General features: G+C 51.4%; 19 protein-coding genes, 3 tRNA genes and 1 pseudogene. 13 read left to right on the plus strand and 10 right to left on the minus strand.

Annotation, left to right across the window (positions count from 1 at the left end; genetic code table 11):
• Positions 1 to 101: 101 nt before the first annotated feature.
• Complete coding sequence (locus WFO64_RS06060; protein WP_337009880.1) at positions 102 to 1,481, plus strand: VasL domain-containing protein; 1,380 nt, start codon at positions 102 to 104, stop codon at positions 1,479 to 1,481.
• A gap of 287 nt (positions 1,482 to 1,768) precedes the next feature.
• On the opposite strand, the gene WFO64_RS22525 is transcribed toward WFO64_RS06060, so the two are convergent.
• The 4 genes and pseudogenes from WFO64_RS22525 to WFO64_RS06075 form a co-directional block, all read right to left on the minus strand.
• A complete protein-coding gene (locus WFO64_RS22525) occupies positions 1,769 to 2,356 on the minus strand; it encodes a tyrosine-type recombinase/integrase (RefSeq protein WP_442956132.1) in 588 nt (195 codons plus the stop codon).
• On the minus strand, positions 2,304 to 2,675 hold the full coding sequence (locus WFO64_RS22530; protein ID WP_442956133.1) for a tyrosine-type recombinase/integrase: 372 nt from the start codon (positions 2,673 to 2,675) through the stop codon (positions 2,304 to 2,306). The genes WFO64_RS22525 and WFO64_RS22530 overlap by 53 nt, the downstream gene beginning before the upstream one ends.
• A pseudogene (locus tag WFO64_RS22535) lies at positions 2,641 to 2,924 on the minus strand (Arm DNA-binding domain-containing protein). The gene WFO64_RS22530 and the pseudogene WFO64_RS22535 overlap by 35 nt, the downstream one beginning before the upstream one ends.
• Positions 2,925 to 3,066: 142 nt before the next feature.
• Positions 3,067 to 3,141 (minus strand) — tRNA-Arg (locus WFO64_RS06075).
• 960 nt (positions 3,142 to 4,101) lie between these two features.
• Here WFO64_RS06075 and WFO64_RS06080 point away from each other — a divergent pair.
• On the plus strand, positions 4,102 to 4,281 hold the full coding sequence (locus tag WFO64_RS06080; RefSeq protein WP_337009882.1) for a hypothetical protein: 180 nt from the start codon (positions 4,102 to 4,104) through the stop codon (positions 4,279 to 4,281).
• A 2,017-nt stretch (positions 4,282 to 6,298) separates the two neighbouring features.
• On the opposite strand, the gene WFO64_RS06085 is transcribed toward WFO64_RS06080, so the two are convergent.
• From WFO64_RS06085 to WFO64_RS06105, 5 genes are all read right to left on the minus strand, one after another.
• Positions 6,299 to 6,571 (minus strand): hypothetical protein, encoded by a 273-nt coding sequence (locus tag WFO64_RS06085; protein ID WP_337009884.1) that lies wholly within the window; start codon positions 6,569 to 6,571, stop codon positions 6,299 to 6,301.
• Positions 6,572 to 6,980: 409 nt separating this feature from the next.
• Complete coding sequence (locus WFO64_RS06090) at positions 6,981 to 7,238, minus strand: hypothetical protein (protein WP_337009886.1); 258 nt, start codon at positions 7,236 to 7,238, stop codon at positions 6,981 to 6,983.
• Positions 7,239 to 7,626: 388 nt separating this feature from the next.
• Positions 7,627 to 7,702 (minus strand) — tRNA-Thr (locus WFO64_RS06095).
• Between the two features lies 1 nt (position 7,703).
• A tRNA-Lys gene (locus WFO64_RS06100) sits at positions 7,704 to 7,779 on the minus strand.
• A 1,642-nt stretch (positions 7,780 to 9,421) separates the two neighbouring features.
• Positions 9,422 to 10,357 (minus strand): formate/nitrite transporter family protein, encoded by a 936-nt coding sequence (locus tag WFO64_RS06105; RefSeq protein WP_337009888.1) that lies wholly within the window; start codon positions 10,355 to 10,357, stop codon positions 9,422 to 9,424.
• 242 nt (positions 10,358 to 10,599) lie between these two features.
• On the opposite strand from WFO64_RS06105, the gene ccmA reads away from it, so the two are divergent.
• From ccmA to mlaA, 10 genes are all read left to right on the plus strand, one after another.
• A complete protein-coding gene (ccmA, locus tag WFO64_RS06110; protein WP_337009890.1) occupies positions 10,600 to 11,217 on the plus strand; it encodes a cytochrome c biogenesis heme-transporting ATPase CcmA in 618 nt (205 codons plus the stop codon).
• Positions 11,217 to 11,876 carry a heme exporter protein CcmB gene (gene ccmB, locus WFO64_RS06115; RefSeq protein ID WP_337009892.1) on the plus strand — a complete coding sequence of 220 codons (660 nt, stop codon included), beginning with the start codon at positions 11,217 to 11,219 and terminating at the stop codon, positions 11,874 to 11,876. Before ccmA ends, ccmB begins: the two co-directional genes overlap by 1 nt.
• Before the next feature lie 68 nt (positions 11,877 to 11,944).
• Positions 11,945 to 12,685, plus strand: a complete 741-nt coding sequence (locus WFO64_RS06120; RefSeq protein ID WP_337009894.1) for a heme ABC transporter permease — start codon at positions 11,945 to 11,947, stop codon at positions 12,683 to 12,685.
• A complete protein-coding gene (ccmD, locus tag WFO64_RS06125) occupies positions 12,682 to 12,915 on the plus strand; it encodes a heme exporter protein CcmD (RefSeq protein WP_337009896.1) in 234 nt (77 codons plus the stop codon). The genes WFO64_RS06120 and ccmD overlap by 4 nt, the downstream gene beginning before the upstream one ends.
• On the plus strand, positions 12,912 to 13,397 hold the full coding sequence (gene ccmE, locus WFO64_RS06130) for a cytochrome c maturation protein CcmE (protein WP_337009898.1): 486 nt from the start codon (positions 12,912 to 12,914) through the stop codon (positions 13,395 to 13,397). Before ccmD ends, ccmE begins: the two co-directional genes overlap by 4 nt.
• On the plus strand, positions 13,394 to 15,352 hold the full coding sequence (locus WFO64_RS06135; protein WP_337009900.1) for a heme lyase CcmF/NrfE family subunit: 1,959 nt from the start codon (positions 13,394 to 13,396) through the stop codon (positions 15,350 to 15,352). The genes ccmE and WFO64_RS06135 overlap by 4 nt, the downstream gene beginning before the upstream one ends.
• Entirely contained in the window at positions 15,349 to 15,906 is a 558-nt protein-coding gene (locus tag WFO64_RS06140; RefSeq protein WP_337009902.1) for a DsbE family thiol:disulfide interchange protein, read from the plus strand. The genes WFO64_RS06135 and WFO64_RS06140 overlap by 4 nt, the downstream gene beginning before the upstream one ends.
• Positions 15,903 to 16,355 (plus strand): cytochrome c-type biogenesis protein, encoded by a 453-nt coding sequence (locus tag WFO64_RS06145; protein ID WP_337009904.1) that lies wholly within the window; start codon positions 15,903 to 15,905, stop codon positions 16,353 to 16,355. The genes WFO64_RS06140 and WFO64_RS06145 overlap by 4 nt, the downstream gene beginning before the upstream one ends.
• On the plus strand, positions 16,355 to 17,566 hold the full coding sequence (ccmI, locus tag WFO64_RS06150) for a c-type cytochrome biogenesis protein CcmI (protein WP_337009906.1): 1,212 nt from the start codon (positions 16,355 to 16,357) through the stop codon (positions 17,564 to 17,566). The genes WFO64_RS06145 and ccmI overlap by 1 nt, the downstream gene beginning before the upstream one ends.
• 150 nt (positions 17,567 to 17,716) lie before the next feature.
• A complete protein-coding gene (gene mlaA / locus WFO64_RS06155) occupies positions 17,717 to 18,481 on the plus strand; it encodes a phospholipid-binding lipoprotein MlaA (protein WP_337009908.1) in 765 nt (254 codons plus the stop codon).
• 263 nt (positions 18,482 to 18,744) lie between these two features.
• Here the strand turns inward: mlaA and fadL are convergent, their stop codons facing one another.
• Positions 18,745 to 20,028: a long-chain fatty acid transporter FadL gene (gene fadL, locus WFO64_RS06160; RefSeq protein WP_337009910.1), complete on the minus strand. Its 1,284-nt coding sequence runs from the start codon at positions 20,026 to 20,028 to the stop codon at positions 18,745 to 18,747.
• 358 nt (positions 20,029 to 20,386) lie between these two features.
• On the opposite strand from fadL, the gene WFO64_RS06165 reads away from it, so the two are divergent.
• Positions 20,387 to 20,683, plus strand: coding sequence for a YfcZ/YiiS family protein (locus WFO64_RS06165; RefSeq protein ID WP_337009912.1), 297 nt, complete (start codon positions 20,387 to 20,389; stop codon positions 20,681 to 20,683).
• The last annotated feature ends 17 nt before the right edge of the window (positions 20,684 to 20,700 follow it).

Consider the following 20,700-nt stretch of genomic DNA (forward strand, 5'->3'; position numbering starts at 1 on the left):
TTGCGGGTATTGCAGTACCCGTCTCCCTGAATATGCAGAAAGCGAAGCTGCATAAACGACAATCTTCAATAGTTCCTGATACGCCAAATGGACAACTGGTCATGAATGACATCTCCCCACGTAAAATAAAAACTGGTGGCGACCCACGCACGCTGCCGGACTATGCCGCCTTGCGCGATGAGCTGAACAAACTCACGCATCCGGCGAGGCCGGATGTGAACTGGCGATATGCCGAAAAACTCTGTCTCTCACTGTTTGAGCTGAATGGTGTGGAGCTACAGACGCTGTGCTGGTACACGCTGGTCCGTACGCAACTGGCTGGCTTATTCGGGCTTAATGAAGGGCTTGCGATACTCGAGGCCCTGATCAGTCATCAGTGGGGGGCGCTGTGGCCGCAGCCCGTTCATGCCCGCATGGAAATCCTCAGCAGCCTGAGCCAGCGTCTGCAGCAACGGATGCGCTCTCTCCCGCTAAATTACAGCGACCTCAGCCAGTTGTATCGGGCAGAGCAGTTGCTTACTGGTCTGGGAGAGGTGTTGCAGCGTCTGGAGCTTAAACATCTCAGCCAGCTTGATATGTTGCGTACCCGGATGCACAACAGTGCTATCCGGCTGGAAAACAGCGACGACACAACCAACTCCGGGCCGAGTATTCAGCCGGGTATTGTGTTGCCTGCCACCGTGATGAACGGTGCGACAGCGGCCACAAAGGAGCTTGCCGGTCGCCCGCCTGATGATACCCCAGGCAGTGCAATTAAGTGGGTATATGTCGCGCAACCAGAACAGCAGCCGAACGTGGAAGTGCTGTCGACAATGCCCGCTCCGGTTAAAAAGTGGAAATCCTTCGTCGCCGGGATGTGTACCATGCTGGTGATAAGCACCGTCGCCGTGTGGAGCTGGCAGTATCTTCACCGACCTGATCCGCTACAGACTCAGCTTGCAGCTTCACTGGCGCCATTCCCTGCACCTCTCTCGCCTGAACAACTGGATATGTTGCGTCAGCAGACTTCTTTACCGAAGGACCTTATCGCCCAGACACAGCAGCAGCTTGCCTGGTTGGATAAATTACCTCCTGACTGGAATATCACTTACGCAAGAAAACTTACAGAACAGGTTCAGTCGCTGTGGCCGGAACAGGCTAAACATCTGACACAGCAGCGGCAGCAACAAATTAATGTCTCTGCGTTGTCAACTGATGCAATGAACGGCTGGCATAAAGGTATGACGCAGCTTCAGGCTCTTGCCGATAAACTGAATGCGCTTGACGGTCAGAGAGGGAAATACATCACCGTTAGTGAACTTAAATCGCAGGTCTTTGGCATGCTGGCAAGCTTCAGGCAGACAGTTCCACTGGAAGAACAGTTTCGTTTGCTGAATCAGTTGCCTGAAGACTCGCTACAGCGTCAGCAGCAGGTCCGGCAGGCTGAGCAGCGCCTCCGGGCTCAAGTCTATACGCTGGTGGAAGAAAAACAGCGTGACTGATGTAAAACATTGGCTGTTTTTATTGAGTGATGACAGAAATTTCATTAGGGGGGACTTTAATGAAGTTGTACAGCCTTAAAGTCAATGGATTTAAACGAGTTCAGTCTGCAGAAATAAAATCTGGTGACGCCACCTTTCTGATTGGTGCTAATAATGATGGCAAAAGTTATTTTCTGAAAGACGTTAAATGGTGACTTTCAGATAAAAAGAAGATGGATGCTGATTGTTCCTATTGTTGTGCACTGTTGAATCTATAAGCTTGTCAATATAATCAGCATACCACTGCATCATCTCCCGGCATTTATCGAGATACTACGCATAATTATAGGTCCCACAATACAGTTCTTATCCACATGACCGAGCTGCATCTCGATCCAGGCTGTATTAAACCCCTGCTCATGCACAATGGTACTCATGGTGTGGCGAAAACCAGGCCCAATCGCTCTCTTATCGTAGCCAACCCTTTTTATAACCATATTAATGCTAGCCTCACTCATCGGTTTGTTCACATCATTGCGTCCCGCAAAAATGAGCTGGTAATTTCCTGTTAACTCTCCCAATTGACGAAGAGCGCTCAAGGATTGAACTGATAATGGGACACCGTGATGACGTTTCATTTTCATTCTGGTTTTGGGGATTTCCCAGATACGATTATCAAAATCTATTTCACTCCATTCAGCCAGACGTAATTCTACTGTTCTCAATCCTGTCAGCATGAGCAATCGGGTTGCGAAAAGGGTAATAAGATATCCAGAGTAACTTAATAGCTTTTGCAAAAAATCCGGCAGATCTGCGGCAGTAAGAAAGCGATAGTGCTGTTTCTTATGGCCTTGTAAAGCTGCTACCAGGATCAGCTGCTGGGTTGTATTCGGCACGATCTGTCACAATCGCGTAGCGAAAAACCTCACTACAGCGCTGGCGAACTTTGCTAGCGAGATCAGGTGCTCCGCGCTTTTCCATTCGTTGCAATACAGATAAAAGTACCAGTGGCTTTATTTCATTCACTGAATAAGAGCCTGGGTAGGGGAGGACATTATTTTTAAAAGCTCGCTTGACGTAATCAGCATAATTCTTCGACCAGCCAGATACTTTTGCGTTGTACCATGCGAGAGCGATTGCTTCAAATGTAGGGGTAACCGGGAGCCTTTTGGCTGGCTGCTCAGCTTTTTTTGACTTCACCGGGATTCTTATCATTCGCTAATACTTTTCTGGCTTCATCTCGTTTAGTACGGGCTTCCGCAAGTGATATGTCTGGATAGATCCCGAATGACAATTTTTCTCTTTCCCGGCAAATCGATATTTCATACGCCAGTACTTTGAACCATTAATATAAATCATGAGATAGAGCCCTCCGCCGTCAGCTAGCATATAGGCTTTGTCTCTGGTCGTTGCAGTTTCGACCTGACGCGCATTTAAGCGCATTTTGGGGGGCTCATTTTTCATTGAACAGGGTAAGCCCCCAAATGTTTATTGATTCACGTTGAAATGTGCAGACATCAGTTGACGTCGCATAGCCAGAATTGAGGGTTTATCGCTGATTATAAGGAGTTTTATTGAATTTGGTTGATATCAGGAGAGGTGTATCTGGTGTCCCCTGCAGGAATCGAACCTGCAACTAGCCCTTAGGAGGGGCTCGTTATATCCATTTAACTAAGGAGACATTGAGCGGGTATGTTCTAAACCGTTCGTTTCTGCTTCTATCTTATCGTAATTCCTCATGTTTTTTCAAGTCTTACGCTCCTTTTCATTCCGGTTTGTGTCTTTCTGTACCAGATTACCGCTGTTTCTTATAACGGATTTGGTCAGTAGGGCCACACGTGTGCTGGCGCTCTCGGATCAGGCCATGGTAGAGGTTATTAATTCGGTCACGCTTTACGGCGCAATCGTGCCGCTGCTGAACCCGCTGGATGATACTTTTGGTGTTCAGTAAGGCGCTGGCTCAGACACCTCTGTTTATGTGCATTAGCGGAGTGCCGGGTTTCGTTGCACCCAGAAGGGGGTGGGTGGTGTCAGACGAAATGACCAGTTCAGGGTGCAGACGAATACGGTTATTCCGGCGTCCGGTCAGACAGGCGCCGTGTATTACCTGGCTGTGAGCAGCGGTTCATGTGCCGTGCCGACAGGCTCGGTAACCCAGCTAATCAGTTCGGTGCTATCCACCCAGAAACTGTCTACACATGTTGATGTTGGTACGCCCGGACTCGCGGCGAAGAGTGAATCGTAGTCCCGGTCGCGGATTATGCGGTCGGGAAGGGTGACGGTGCAGGGCGTGCCCGATCTGCTGGCCGCCCCCGCAGGCAAAGGTCGATGACGTTATATCCGCGAAGGTGTCCTACCGGAAAGCCAATACTTAGCAATGGGTCATCATCACGGGCGGCGCCGATCCTTATCAACGGCGCGGGGGAAATTTACGTTTAAAATACCGGAATACGGGCATGACGTGGGTGAATTTCAGGTTAAGGCAATCAACACCAAGCTGGTGAATTTGCCGTTTGTTTACTCGTATGAAGCAGAGGCAACTGAGAAATGATGACGGGTTTTAGAAATAGTTGTGTTGGCCCTGGCCAAAAACGTGACCTCAACACAGACGATTATCACAGTGATGCCGGATCAGGGCGCAATGTTTGCCGAACTGCTGACCGATGATTATGAAAATCCCGCAAATCCTCAGAATATGTACGCGATTATTACGCTGACTAAATCTGGTCAGATTACCCGGGACATTTGCCATATAACGGCGGTGAAGAGCAACGTGCTGAGGATTGTGCGTGATCGGGAGGTGTTGGCAGCCAGAGGCTGAGCGTTTAACGACGTCATGGCCAACTTCGTGACGGGGTTATGAGAACGGTTTTATGCAGGCTGAACAGCTACAGACGGGCCGGTACACGGCGGCGGTTGCCGGTGTGTCGGAGAAAATGCGCTGGCCATACAACGGACAGGTGTGTTTATTCTGAATAACGCCTCAAACTGGAGCTTCAGAACGCCGATTATTGTTGTTCCTGCCTTGACCAATACTGGGGTCGTCACCCTGCAGCCTGGTAACGGGCGATAAAGTTTTAAGCATGTTCCATCTTTTATAAGGGTAACAAGGCCGAGTGAGAGGCCGACGATATCATTGCTGGTATTCCGATCGCATGCCTGCAGGACAAGAGCAAAACGTTTCTTAACGTGATAAACCCGGTCAAAGTCTTTTCACTGGCTGAAGGGCTGGTGCGCAGCGTTAATAAGGTCATTGAGTGGTTGGAAAAGCCATAAAAAATCCACCATCCAGGAAAGGGTAAGAAGGTGGCAGCATTGAGATAAGTTTGGTTGAATCAAAAAAAATCACCAAACGGGAGTGAAGAGTTTTAAATACATTTAAATTATTGATAATTAGCCCGCTTTTAGCATGCGCTTAAAATCCACTTCCTACTTCAAGTTGGCGTAGTATTATTAATAAGTAGTGAGGATAATTAAAATAAAAAGTATTTTTCTCAATGGTTTCCATATTGGTAATGTATTTTCGACGGGGCAAGGGTGGGTTAGTGAAACATAAGGTTAAACTGAAATTTTAGCGATCGGATTTAGCCGTACAGCATTGGGTTATTCACTGCAGTAAGGGAAGCATAGAGTCTGGCGCATTAAAGGAAAAAACAATCATGCAAATAAAAAACCTGTATTATAGGGGCGGAAATATTACAAATGGAATAATTCGACATGAGCTAACGCTGACCAGATGCATAATAATGATAATTGTTGTGAAAGATATGTCATGGTTCGCTTCAGGTGATGTGGAGCTCGAATCGCAAAAGTTGGGCATGTATAGCGCGCTGGACGGGTCTGATAGTATAGCAACGCTCAATGAACAACGAAGAAGTCTGGACTTTATCAGTATGGGTGACACACGGAGACCGGGGAGGGGGAGCCAGAAATAATCAAAGGATCCGGCGCTGATAAGAAAATAAATGCTACCAGACGATATGCCATATAACGATATGCCATATAATAAAGGCGGCCATTGACGCAACAGACGGAACCCTTACCGAATGAAACCATCTCGAAACACTTACGCACTACCAGAAAAAAACGCCCCGATAGAAGGGCGCTTTCGAAAACCGAAAAAATATAGAATTTAATGGGATTACATTGAGGTCGCTATCGCGTGAGAGAATATACGGTCTGATAGATAAACCCCGAGTAAACAAATGCGGATTGCAGATTTCAGGTTTTGAGGAAAATCAATTTTTGGCCATTAATTCGCATATGATGGTATGAGGTGCCGGATTTTTTTATAGGTTAATTTTTATTCCAATGTGATTGAATGTTAAAGATGTTCAATAGTCCGATTTTCAGACTTGAAGTCCGGGCTATATTTTCTGATTGCTATATTGTCAGTCTAATGCGTTGGCATTAGTCTCTTTTTATCCCTGATGTCAGATGAATTATTTCATGAGGTGACGATATAAAGACATTCCTGAAAGTGTAAATAGTTTCCGGATGACGGGGTCTGTATGTTTTGTTATTGATGATTTTTTATCATCACATTATCAGCTCACCCTTATGATCCTGTACATCAGGCAGTAAGCGGTCTGTGAGATCGCTTGATATGGGTTCCATTCGGCAACGTACAGTACACCACCTTCCCGAATTTACTCATGTCAAAAGTCAGCTGCCCGTTCTTCGGGTGATAGTATTGCTTAGCTGAATCTTTTTTGTGCTGCGCCAAAGAGCAGCAGGCTGTCACACCTGGCAGGGAAAAAATGAATAGTGATGATTTGATGCTTTACCTCTGTAAACGATAATTAGATCAGTTTCAGCATTAATGCTATCTGGCTTCGTTATTCAACAACTGAGTTTTTCATGAGCTTGACACCTTCCTTTGTCAATCTTAAAGCGGCAGGGTTGAGAACTTTTCTGCCCCTGACAATGGTAATGGCAGTGTGTTCAATGCTACCTTCAGAAATAAGCTGCTGAATGTTGGCAATAAGACCGGCATTAGCGAGGCTTCCGAATTGCTGGCTAATCTCATTATCAGTAATAAAACGAGGATAAATCTGATAAAGGTATTTCAGTATGCCCCACTGTGAGTTTTCAGAAAAATGTGTTTTCATTTTGCGTCTTCCTTACGTTTAATCAACTCATTAATCAACAACTTTCAGACCATTTATTCTACAGTGGCAATCTTGCAAGCCAAAAAACTGTTCTCCATCGCAGCACCGTATGGCCTCCTGATGAACCAATGTCTGCCGTATTCGTTCTTTGATATAGCGAACATGACAAACTCATCAACATCACTTGAGCAACTCATATATTACTGTACCATCATGGCATAAGGCGGAAAGATGGACCGTGCTTTAAAGATGTCACTCCGTAATTTCAATCACCAAAGACTATGGCTAATTAATTAATAGCCTTATGATTACCTCTTGAAATTATATGAATGTATGGCTTGCTCTCAACGTCAAGGTGTTTTGATTCAGGTTTTCATGTGCCTGGGCTATTTCTCTTTCTTAAATTATTTCACATATCCAGAAATTGCTCAAAAGTAAGTGTCAACTGAGCGGGCCTTAGAAAATTAACCCCACCACAACTGCGTACTGCCATCTTTCTTACAAGACCCCGCCTGACCAGAACATTTACGTTATCCGCCATTACGGATTCGCTATATTGCCCGAAGGCTGAAAAATATTGTCTTCCCGTCAGCGGATCCGGATAGGCAATTGCCAGCGCTGTGAGTATCTCTCTCTGTATACGGGCGGTAAGAAGTGTCTTATCCATCAGTGAAATCCATTCTGTTACGATTCACCAATAAAGGATGCTACTTAAGCGCAGCTGCAAAAATGATCAATATCACATTAATCACTCTTAACGATCGATAAGGGTGCATTGATCGGATTAAACGATCGTTTGCCTGTAAGTGTCGTTACTGAGAGGGTGTTGATCGACGAAGCCGGTCATATGCTGAGTTGAATGGGGTGTGCTGCTTATGTCGTGGGGGCATGGTTAGTATAGGCGCAGCAAATCGGCAGAAAATTGTTGAGCATCAGGATAGGGATGAGGCATCGTTAATGCAATCGTCTAATGCCGATCAAATGAGGATATACCGTATGCGGTTAGTGCAAACCAGCCTGGCATTGCTAACACTTTGTGAGAGCGCCATGAAAGATGGTGCCGATTACCGGAGTCGAACTGGTGACCTGCTGATTACGAATCAGCTGCTCTGCCATCTGAGCTAAATCGGCATGGTGGGTCGTGCAGGGTTCGAACCTGCGACCGATTGATTAAGAGTCAACTGCTCTGCCAGCTGAGCTAACGACCCATGCTATGATGCCAGGTGCCTCCCGGTGGGTCAGAAAAGCCAGAACCTGACCCGCGCCTTAATCGCCAGTAACGGGCTGTTTGGCTGACGCAGCCAAAGGGAATCACCGCAGCCCGAAAAGCATAGCGGTAGTTACATCAACAATGTTTCAACTCATTGGAAAAAAGCCACCCTCTGAAACAGCAATGCGAGTAAGGAGATTGAGAAAACCTGGATTAGCGCGATGGCTGGAGATATCTCAAAATAAGGTCGAATCGGAAATACAACGAGGCTTATAACCGAAAAAAAACGCCCGGCGAAAGGCGTTAAAATCGATATGCAGTAGAAGATGACAATGAGGTGGAACGCTATCTTATCTCCAGCTATTCTGCATGAACTACTCTAAATATTTATCAAATGGCTAATTATTGACAGGAGTATAAATTGACTCACATCAAATTTCTGTCAGTTTAATTTCATAAGGCCGCATTAACCCTATAAGAGCAATCACACTGATAGCAAAGATGATTAATGAGCGGATCTATTCGAGCAGCACTTCCTGAAGTCCTTTGCCTCCATAAATTATCAGCAATACGCTGTATTTTCACGCTGGTGCTTATAGTAATCCCCCCACATTCTGCTGAGCAAAAAGCAGTATTGGCAATAATGCGTTGATCTTCGCAACAGATACCTATGCCATCGGGAGCGGGTTAACAAGAGCAAAAGTGATGATAAGTGATTGTGCTAAATCAGCAATGTCCATAACCGTTCCTCCTCATTCTGTTTAATCGAACGTCTATTCTGGACACTGTGCAGCCCTACTATCCAGATCATAACCTGGGCTTAAAACCAACAGTCAGTATGGACTTATATATGTACCGCGCCCATTTAGAGCCGGTTGCGAGGTGCGTAGGGGAAAGCCAGACCTGCGCGCTTGTTATACATCGTTCACGAGCCATATATCCGTCTCTTCGAACAGTTCTTCAATTTACGTCGCTAGCTTTATCTTGTCATTCTTGCAGGCGTCTGTCTGAATGCTGTTGTTCCCCATCATCGGTTTCACCCTCACTTCGTATTGGGAAAAAAATACGATGAATGGGTTTCTCCCGTTCTGTCAGGGTCATCATTTAGGCATTCGGCAGGCCATCCGCATTCTGTTTGTCATTGATGAGTTCGCCGTACATTTTGCACCTCATATTTAGACTAAATGGATGCACAGTCATCTATTAGCGAGATGACACGGCGTAAATCAGTCGCGGGGGATCCTGAGAGCGGTTCGACGTTATGGAACAAGACTAAGTGGTAAGTTTAACCGATTGAATCTATGTGCATGGATGCGTAAATGAATATGCAAGATATCGGTTTAATTGATTGTATTTTAATGGTTTTAAATTAAATGTCGTTATGTGCATTTAATTAAGAACAGCGGGGCGCGGTATCGCGCAAACAGCCTAAGAGATTCATTATATCGCCGCGCGTTTGCTCATTCCGCCAGCAATCCCGCTTTTACACTGATTGCTATTGTGTTCAGATTTCTGAAAACAGTGCACGCTGAAAAAGCCAGTCTTCCGCAGGCTGCAGGTGTGATATCAATGTTACCCGTTCAGGCGGGATGTCTGAAAGGCAGACAGGGCTGGAAAATCTGCACTGTCTGCCTTGCCGTTTACTCCGCTTTTTCCTGCTCTTCGCGCTGGCGGCGTTTCTCCTGCTTCCGCTTTTCCGCCTTCGCTTTGGCAACGGCCGCTTCACTCATATCGTTGCGGATCTGCGCATGGCTGATCAGGGCAAAAATCAGGGTGCCGCCGGTAATGTTGCCGAGCAGGGTCGGCAGTGCAAACGGCCAGAAGAATTCATGCCAGCCGATGCTGCCATTAAACACCAGATAGAGCACTTCCACCGAACCCACCACGATATGCGCCAGATCACCCAGCGCAACCAGCCAGGTCATCATCACAATCACCAGCAATTTGGCGCCGCCCGCAGAGGGAAACATCCAGACCATGGTGGCGATAATCCAGCCGGAAATCACCGCATTGGCAAACATCTCGCCGGGTGAATTTTCCATTACCTTCAGACTGATGTCGGTAAACGCCTGGCGGGTAGCCTCATCAAATATCGGCATCTCATTAAATGCCAGCGCACCCAGCGCCGTACCGATCAGGTTACCCAACAACACAATGCCCCATAACCGTAACAGCAGACCCGCGTTGCTCCAGGTAGGTTTATGCATCACCGGTAACACGGCGGTAACGGTGTTTTCGGTAAACAGTTGCTGGCGCGCCATAATAACGATAACAAAACCAAAGGTATAACCGAGGTTTTCAAGCAGAAATGCACCCGGTACGCCATCCAGATGCACCTGAAATATCCCTTTTGCCATTAGTGAGGCGCCCATGGACAATCCCGCAGCGATAGCTGACCAGAGCAGCGCCATACCGTCGCGCTCCAGCTCCTTTTCCCCATCCTGGCGAATCTCTTCATGGATCGCCGCAGCGCGAGAGGGTAAAGCCTCCTCATCGACTTCGATGTCAGTGCCCTTGTCCTTCTCTTCGCTCTCTACGTCGTTAGGACCCTGTTCATTACCTGATGAAGGCTTCATATTTTCTCCTGGTGATAGTGCTGTAGCGTAATAAGCGTAGCTGTTTTTTATTTGCCGATAATGTAACGACCAGTGCGAATAAGCGTAACAATGTTTTTCGGCACTGCATTTTTATTGAGACTCTCTGCGATACCGCACGAATAGCCCCCTTGCATTGATCCTGAGCGGTGGGTCAGACTTCGGCCCACAGCAACATTGTGGTAATATCCCGGCCACTTTTAGCTGGTGCGATTCCCCCCTTCATGTTGGAAATCATTACGCTCACTTGTGCATATGACGATAATGCGCTGTTCCGGCAGCTCTCATTTCGCGTTTCTGCAGGTGACATTGTGCATATTGAAGGCCCCAATGGAGCCGGTAAAACCTCGTTACTGCGCCTGCTGGCTGGCCTTAGTCATCCTGAACAGGGTGAAATACGCTGGCAGCAGCAGCCGATCCTGCGGCAGCGCGAAGCCTGGCATCAGGCGATGCTCTATCTGGGCCACCATCCCGGTGTCAAAGGCGTGCTCACGCCGCTGGAAAATCTGCGCTTTTACCATCCCGATTGCAGTGATGCGCAGATCTTTGCTGCGCTTGAATGTGTCGATCTCACAGGCGACGAAGAGGTGCCGGTCAGCCAGTTGTCGGCGGGTCAGCAGCGCCGGGTGGCGCTGGCGCGTCTGTGGCTCAGCCAGGCCCACATATGGATTCTCGACGAGCCCCTGACCGCCATCGACAAAGCGGGTGTAAAAAAATTAATGGCGAAATTCGCCCGGCATGCCGATAACGGTGGCGCAGTTATCCTGACAACCCATCAGGATTTGCCTGCCGAGGCTACGCAGGTGCGTAAAATTCGGCTCGGCGAAGGGGGGACAGGCTGATGCTGTTTCGCCTGATCCAGCGTGAATTGCGCATCGCCTTTCGCGGCGGGGCGGATGTGATCAATCCGCTCTGGTTTTTCCTGATTGTGATTACTCTGTTTCCACTGGGCATCGGACCGGACCCGCAACAGCTGGCGCGCATAGCACCGGGCGTTGCCTGGGTTGCTGCGCTGCTGGCGTCGCTGCTGGCGCTAGAGCGACTGTTTCGCGATGACTTCAGCGATGGTTCGCTGGAGCAACTGGTTCTGATGCCAACGCCGTTACCGGTCACGGTCATCGGCAAAGTGGTTGCTCACTGGCTGGTCACAGGCGTACCGCTAATTATTCTGTCGCCGCTGGCCGCACTGTTGCTGTCGCTGGATTTTAATGGCTGGCGGGCGATGGCCTTAACTTTGCTGCTTGGCACGCCGACCCTGAGTTTCCTCGGCGCCATAGGGGTAGGGCTGACGGTGGGTTTACGGCGTGGCGGCGTGCTGCTTAGCCTGCTGGTGCTGCCGCTGGCGATTCCTGTATTGATCTTCGCCAGTGCGGCGATGGAGGCAGCCAGTCAGGGACTGCCGATTGGTGGCTATCTGGCGATTCTTGGCGCGATGCTGCTGGGCAGCGCCACACTCGCACCATTTGCTACGGCGGCGGCGCTACGCATTACTTTGCACTAACAGCCGTTGAAATAACCGCGCGTAAAAGACGCGGCAACACTCTTTTATCGTTAATGTGAGCATTTGATATGTGGAAAGCGTTACATCAGCTGGCCAGGCCCGAACGGCTCTATCAGTTTTCGGGGCAACTGGTTCCGTGGTTCGCCATCTCAGGGCTGGCGGCGTTGCTGCTGGGCTGGGGCTGGGGATTCGGCTTCGCACCCGCTGACTATCAGCAGGGCGACAGTTTCCGCATCATGTACATTCATGTGCCCGCCGCGATGTGGTCGATGGGTATTTATGCTTCGATGGCCATCGCCGCCTTTGTCGGCCTGGTGTGGCAGATGAAAATGGCCGATCTGGTTTCCGCGGCCATGGCACCGGTGGGTGCGGTCTTTACCTTTATTGCGCTGGTCACCGGATCTGCATGGGGCAAGCCGATGTGGGGGACCTGGTGGATCTGGGATGCGCGTCTGACGTCGGAGCTGGTACTTCTGTTTCTCTATATGGGCGTGATTGCGCTCTATCACGCATTTGACGACCGCCGCACCGCAGGCCGGGCTGCCGGTGTTCTGATTCTGGTCGGCGTGGTCAATCTGCCGATCATTCACTTCTCGGTGCAGTGGTGGAATACCCTGCATCAGGGCTCATCGGGCATCCTGCAGCAGGCGATTGCGCCAGTGATGCGAACGCCGCTGCGCTGGTCAATCGTCGGTTATCTGCTGGTGTTTATCACACTGACCCTGATGCGGCTGCGCAACCTGATTCTGTTCACTGAACGTCATCGTCCCTGGGCGATTGATGTGGCTAAGCGGGGAGAGCAGGTATGACGCCCGCTTTTTCCTCCTTGTACGCCTTCTTTGCGATGGGGGGTTACGCCTTCTATGTCTGGCTGGCGGTCGCCTGCACGCTGCTTCCGCTTGTCGGGCTGACGCTGCATACCCTGCTGCACCGCCGCCGGCTGCTGGCTGAGATCCGCCAGCGCGATGCGCGGGAACGCCGCATCCGGGCAGCGAAATCTAAAAAAATCGCTGCTGAAGAGACAGGAGAGACATTGTGAATACCCGTCGACGCAACCGCCTCTATGCGGCAGTGGCGATTCTACTCGGCCTCGGGCTGGCCACCGCGCTGGTGATGTATGCGCTGCGCTCAAACATCGACCTGTTCTATACCCCAGGGGAAATCCTCTACGGCAAAGGTGAGGCGCACGAGAAGCCTGAAGCGGGGCAGCGGTTGCGTGTCGGTGGCATGGTGATGCCCGGCAGCGTCCGACGCGATCCGAATACGCTTGCTGTGTCGTTCAAACTTTATGATGCCCGTGGCGTGGTTAGCGTCAGCTTTGAAGGCATCCTGCCAGATCTGTTCCGTGAAGGGCAGGGTGTCGTGGCGCAGGGCGTACTGGCGGCGGGCAACCAGATTATTGCCAAAGAAGTACTGGCGAAACATGATGAGAAATATACGCCGCCGGAGATCGAAGACGCGATGAAGAGTAATCACACCGGCCCGCAGTCGCTGTATCAGGCGGGAAGTAAATCATCATGATGCCCGAGATTGGTACCTTTTTGCTCTGTCTGGCGCTGGGGCTATCCCTGCTGCTGAGCAGCTATCCGCTATGGGGCGCGATGCGCCAGGATGCCCGCCTGATGGCGATGGCGCGTCCACTGGCCTGCGGTTTGTTTAGCTGCATCGCTGCCGCATTCGCGCTGCTGGTCTGGGCCTTTATCAGCAACGATTTCACCGTTGTCTATGTCGTGACTAATTCCAATAGCCTGCTGCCGGTTTACTATCGCATCGCCGCCACCTGGGGCGCGCATGAAGGATCCCTGCTGCTGTGGGTGTTGCTGCTCAGCACCTGGACATTAGCGGTGGCGATATTCAGTCGCGGTATGCCGCAGGATGCGCTGGCGCGTGTGCTGGCGGTTATGGGGATGATCAATCTTGGTTTTCTGTTATTTATCCTGCTGACTTCAAATCCGTTTGGCCGCACGCTGCCGGATTTCCCGATAGACGGCCACGATCTGAATCCGATGCTGCAGGATATCGGTCTGATCTTCCATCCGCCGCTGCTCTATATGGGCTATGTCGGCTTTTCGGTGGCGTTTGCGTTTGCCATTGCCTCGCTGATGGCCGGACAGCTCGATACCGCCTGGGCGCGCTGGTCGCGTCCCTGGACTACCGCTGCCTGGGTTTTTCTGACCATAGGTATTGTCCTCGGCTCTGCCTGGGCCTATTACGAGCTGGGCTGGGGCGGCTGGTGGTTCTGGGATCCGGTTGAAAATGCATCGTTTATGCCGTGGCTGGCGGGCACTGCCCTGATGCACTCGCTGGCGGTCACTGAAAAGCGTGGCACTTTTAAGGCCTGGACCGTGCTGCTGGCGATTACTGCGTTTTCACTGAGCCTGCTAGGGACGTTCCTGGTGCGATCCGGCGTGCTGGTGTCGGTGCATTCGTTCGCCTCCGATCCGGCGCGCGGCATGTTTATCCTCGCGTTTCTGGTGATTGTCATCGGCAGTTCGCTGCTGCTCTACGCCATCAAAGGCGGACAGGTGCGTGGCCGGGTAGAGAATGAAACCTGGTCGCGAGAATCGTTTTTGCTGGGTAATAACGTGCTGCTGATTGCCGCGATGCTGGTGGTTCTGCTCGGCACGCTGCTGCCGCTGGTGCACAAGCAGCTGGGACTGGGCAGCATTTCAGTCGGTGAGCCGTTCTTCAATACGATGTTCAGCTGGTTGATGGCGCCATTTGCGCTACTGATGGGGATTGGACCGCTGGTGCGCTGGCGTCGAGATGAACCGCAGAAGCTGGCTAAACGGTTGGCGCTGGCGCTGATAGTGACTCTGGCCTGTTCCGTGATTATCCCCTGGTGCCTGCAGGATCGTATTGAGGCCATGACCGTGGTTGGCCTGCTGATGTCGCTCTGGATTATGGTGCTGACGCTGCTGGAACTGCATGACCGCGCGACTCATCGTCATTCTTTATTGGCGGGTTTACGTCACCTGTCACGCAGCCACTGGGGCATGGTGCTGGGCCATCTTGGTGTGGGTGTTACCGTAATTGGCATTGCATTCAGCACGCAGTACAGCGTGGAGCGCGATGTGCGCATGAAGGCGGGCGATAGCGTCGATATTCACCACTATCACTTTATCTTCCGCGGCGTGCAGAATCTGCAGGGACCAAATTACAGCGGTGGCATGGGCATCATTGATGTCACACGCAACGGCAAACACGAGGCGACACTGCAGGCGGAAAAACGCTTTTATACTGCCGCCCGTACCATGATGACCGAAGCGGCGATTGATGGCGGTTTCAGCCGCGATCTCTATGCGGCGCTGGGCGAACACCTGGAGGATGGCGGCTGGGCCGTGCGCATTTACTACAAACCGTTTGTCCGCTGGATCTGGTTTGGTGGCGCACTGATGGCCCTCGGCGGGCTGTTCTGCCTGCTTGATCCCCGTTACCGTTCACGCAAAAAAGCCGAACGGGAGGAGCGGGCATGAACAAGAGAATTCTGTTTATTCCCCTGATGATGTTTCTGTTGCTGGCGGCGGCGCTACTGTGGCAGCTAACACGCAATGCCGATGGTGACGATCCGACCCGGCTCGAATCGGCCCTGATTGGTAAACCGGTGCCGCTGTTTCGGCTGGAAGCACTTGATCAGCCTGGTAAAACCTACGACCAGCGTGTGCTGACAGATGGCAAACCGATATTGCTGAACGTCTGGGCAACCTGGTGTCCGACCTGCCGCGCCGAACATCAGTATCTGAATACGCTGGCGGAGCAGGGCATTCGTGTGGTCGGCCTGAACTACAAAGATGATCGGCACAAGGCAGTTAACTGGCTGAATACGCTGGGTAATCCCTACGCACTGAGCCTTTACGATGGCAATGGTATGCTTGGACTGGATCTGGGCGTTTATGGCGCGCCGGAAACCTTCCTGATCGACGGTAAGGGGATCATCCGTTATCGTCATGCGGGCGATCTGAATGCACACGTCTGGGATCAGGAAGTGAAACCTTTGTGGATGAAATACAGTGCGGAGGCCGGGTCATGAGAACGCTGTTACTGCTCTGCGGCATGTTGTTCAGCATCAACCTGTGGGCGACCATTGACACGCTGCAATTTGACTCAGTGGCCCAGGAAGAACAATACCGTGACCTGACCGCATCACTGCGCTGTCCGAAATGCCAGAACAACAGCATCGCCGATTCGAATGCCATGATTGCTGCCGATATGCGGCTGAAAGTCTATCAGCTGATGAAACAGGGCCAGAGTCGCCAGCAGATCATCGACTACATGGTGGCGCGTTACGGCCATTTCGTCAGCTATTCGCCCCCGGTAACGCCTTCAACCCTGATTCTGTGGGCGGGGCCGGCGCTGTTTGCGCTGCTGGGTGGCGCGGTGATCATCCTGCGGAGCCGTCATCGCAAAACCCGTAGCGAGCTGAATGAAGATGAGCAACAGCGTCTTGATGCGCTACTGAAGTCAGACAGGAAGCCGTAATGAGTGCATTTTGGATCACCCTTTCTTTCTTACTGCTGGCGGCCTGCACGCTGTTCATCGCCGCAGGCTGGCGGCAACGTCAGGCCAGCGCAGGCGATCGCGATCGCCTTAATCAGCGCTTCTACCACCAGCGGATAGATGAGCTGGCGCAGGATGAAGCGCAGGGGGTTGTCGCTGAGCGACCGCTGTTGGAGCGGGAACTGCAGCAGACACTGCTGGCGGATATTCCGCCGTCACAGACCCTGCAGTCACACAGCAGCCGCCGCTGGATTCTGCTGCCCGGCCTGATTGTGCTGATTGGGGTTTCGGCAGGGACTTATCTGAAAACCGGCGGCCTGACACAATTCACTGGCTGGATGCAGGTGCAGCAGGCGTATCCTGAGCTGCGTGCCCGACTGATGGACCCCGGCGCTAAACCGCTGACCAGGGAGGAGCTGGCACGTTTACAGCTCGGATTACGCACCGCGTTGCAAAGTGAACCAGATAATCTGGCCGACTGGACGATGCTGGGGCGTCTCGGCATGGTACTGAATAATGCGGATATCGCCAGTCAGGCATTTGAGCATGCGCTACAACTGGCCCCAAATGATTTGGCGCTGAAGCAGGATTATGCTGAAGTTTTGACGCGATCCTCTGATCCCCAGGATAACCGTCAGGCGTCACTGCTGTTGCAGGCATTGCTTAAAGCGGATCCGCAAAACCTGCGTACGCTGAGCCTGCTGGCATTTAATGCTTACGGGCAGCAGCAATACGATCAGGCTATTGATGCATGGCAGACCGTGCAGAGTCTGTTGCCCGCTGGTGATTCGCGACACGCGATGATCGCCCACAGCATTGAGCAGGCCAGAAGTGCCGCCGGGCAGCAAAGTCGTCAGCTGGCGCTGACAGTGAGCCTGGCACCGCAGGCAGAAAAAATGTTACCGCAGGACGGAGTGTTGTATATTTCGGTTTCTGACGGGGCTTCACCGGTGCCGGTGGCTGTTAAGCGGATGCCGCTCAGTCACTTTCCGCTGTCGCTGACGCTGGATGACAGCAACGCCATGATGCCGAATCGCCTGCTTTCGGCGCAGCATCAGGTCGAGGTTAGGGTGCGCATTTCCCGCGATGGCAGTGCCAATCCACAGCCGGGTGACTGGCTGGGACTGAGCGCGGTGACGCCCTGGGATGGGCATCAGCCGATCGCGGTAGAGCTTAATAAGCAACTTCCCTGAACGCATCCACCGACAACGTTCAGGATGATGCGTGCCATGATCGGCTGCCTATGGCACAAAGTCAGCTATGCTCATCGGGTAAGTCGATTCGACACCGGGTTGTGACCTGAATGATGAGTAGACCTTTTTCATCCGCACAGGGAGATTGGAATGAATTATCGCCTGACCAGCCTGGCTGTCGCCAGCGTCCTTCTGGTAGGTTGTGCCAGTTCGAAGCCGGCGAATAGCGATCCTGCCGAGCGTAGCGATCCGTTCGAAGGCTTTAACCGCACGATGTTTAACTTTAACTACAACGTGCTGGATCCGTATGTGTTGCGTCCGGTGGCTGTAGCCTGGCGCGATTATGTGCCGGTCCCGGCACGTACCGGCCTGAGTAACTTCCTTGGCAATCTGGAAGAACCTGCCAGTATGGTCAACGCTATTCTGGTCGGTAACGGGCGTGATGCGGGTGTTCACTTTACCCGTTTCTTCCTTAACAGCGTGCTGGGCCTGGGCGGTTTCATTGACGTTGCCGGTAAAGCGAACCCGGAACTGGCGCGTGAAGAGCCGCACCGTTTCGGTACCACGCTGGGTCACTATGGCGTCGGCTACGGGCCTTACGTTGAACTGCCTGCTTACGGCAGCTTTACGGTACGACAGGATGGTGGCGACTACGTTGATACGCTCTATCCGATCCTCGGCTGGTTGACCTGGCCGATGTCGATCGGTAAATGGACGCTAGAAGGGATCGAGACCCGCGCGCAGTTGCTGGATTCCGATGCGATCCTGAAACAGCAGAGCGATCCGTATGCCTTTATCCGTAACGCCTACTTCCAGCGTCACGACTTCCTGGCGCGTGGCGGCAAGCTCAAGCCGGAAGAAAATCCAAACGCGGCAGCGATTCAGGATGACCTGAAGGATATCGACGCTCAATAAGTGCAGAAATCCAGATTGTGCGGCGCGCCTTGTCAGACCGCAGAAACCTGCAAACCAGGTCTGGCCGCAATAAATAAGCTTAAAACGACGGTTACAGGTAAAGAGTCCGAAAGCATCGCGGCGAGGGCTGGCTGTTGTGCATCTGCCTGATCTGACCCTGTTCTCTGGACAGCGTCCGTCTCATCGCTAACCGGTGCAGATTCAACCACGGCCAGTAAAAAAGGCGACTCACCTGAGTCGCCTTTTTTGAGCTCGCCATCCAATCAGAACTTATAGTTAAAGTTCGCGCCGTAGAGCCAGGCCTTACCTTCAGAGGTAAAGGTATAGGGGCCTTCTTTTACCGTCACTTTCTGTCCGTGCATATAAGAGATGCCCAAATCGACGGAAGCATCATCGTTGAACGCATAGGATGTCCCGGCACTCAGCCATAAACGATCCTGATCAGGGATGGAGATAGAACGCTTATCGGCCGGTACCGGGCTATCATCAAACGCAATACCGGTACGGAACGTCCAGTTCTTGTCGTAGGAATAGGTCGTGCCCAGTGCAATGCGGTAAGCGTCATGGAAGCTTTCGTCTTTATAAAATAGCGTCTGACCGTTAGCGCCCGTGGCTTTCAGCTCCTGGAACTGGCTCCAGCTGGTGTAAGCCATACTGTAGTGAACCGCCCACTGCGGTGCCACTCTATGCCAGCCCGACACTTCCCACATCTCTGGCAGATTCAGGGTTAACGCGCCTGGAACGGTGGTGCCATTGGTGCCAAAAGGTATACCTGACACTTCCGGGTTATTCACCGCATTCAGCCGGGAAGAAAGGCTACTTTTGTAATCGCCATCAAAGTCGACTTTCACTTCCGAACGATAGGTAAAGCCAAAGCGGTTATTGTCATCCACTTCATAAAGGATGCCGGCATTCCAGCCGTAGCCCCACTCATCGCCTTTCAGATGGGCAACCTGCGTATCAGCCGGAACCCCCAGCCTCGCGCCGGACTCACCGGCATAGCGTTCAATTTTGGCTTTGGCGTAAACCGCATCAAAACCGACACCAGCACTAAAATGTTCATTAAAACGCCAGGCGGTGCTGAGATTAAAATTGCCGGTCACCAGGTCGGTTTTACCGCCGTAACCCCCTGCGGTATAGCCATTATTAAACTCTGTTGCTAAGCCATAGTTTGACGTTGCAGACGCACCAATCCACCACTGATCGTTGATGGGCTGGACGTAATGAATATTGGGAACCCACTGATTCGGGGCAATATTATCGGCATCCAGGCTGCGTCCGCTGGGACTGCGACCACTGATGTTTACATCCGGCGCAATATAAACCGCCCCAATGGAAAATTCCGGGCGATCCATTAATGCCATTGTCGCCGGGTTACGGCTGGCTGATGCTGCCGTATCGCCCATTGCCCCTTCGCCTGAATATGCGCGACCTAAACCAATCGTAGAGAATTCATTTAACTGAAACCCAGCTGCGTAAACGTGTGAAGAGACAAGCGCCACTGCAGCCGCCACGGCTGACTTTGCAAACAGGTTTTTATGGTTCATGACCACAACCTCATATGAATTATTATTTAACGCTATAACGTCGCGTAACAAAGGACGGCGGATTGTAGGGACTGATGTAAAGCGCACATATCAGACCAGTGCGGAGAGTATAGGTCCGACCTGTGTGCAAGTTGCAATATTGTTTTTAAAATATTTCAGGTTTGATCGCTTAAAATTCGATCTGCATAACAAAACGGACCTGATTCTGCACAGCATACCCATTCCAGTTTGTTCTGGATCAATTTTTATTGTGATATTCGTCACTTAGCGCCATGTGCGTGGCGCATCTTTAAGCGAGCAGGTAAAATTCCGGGCATAAAATCGCTCAAACCACCAGATTGCTGGTCAGGAGAATGAAATGACTGATGCCATTAAAAAATGCAGTGCGACCGAAACCGCAGCCTGTTGTTGTGTTGATGTAGGCACGGTAATGGATAACACCGATTGCACTGCCAGCTGGTCGGAGTGGTTTGCTCAGCGTGCCGATGCTGAAGCTAAATTAGCGCAGCTGACCGAACGTGTCCGCGAGGTTGAATCAGAACCCTGCATGATTGAATCACGCTTCAGCGAAGTGAATCAGGGTGTGCAGCTGGATATCGATTTCACGTTCAGCTGCCAGGCTGAAACCATGATTTTTCAGCTCGGTTTGCGTTAAGTCCGACTACGCCGCTT

Origin of the sequence: Pantoea sp. AS142, assembly GCF_037152305.1 — a bacterium.
GTDB lineage: Bacteria > Pseudomonadota > Gammaproteobacteria > Enterobacterales > Enterobacteriaceae > Pantoea.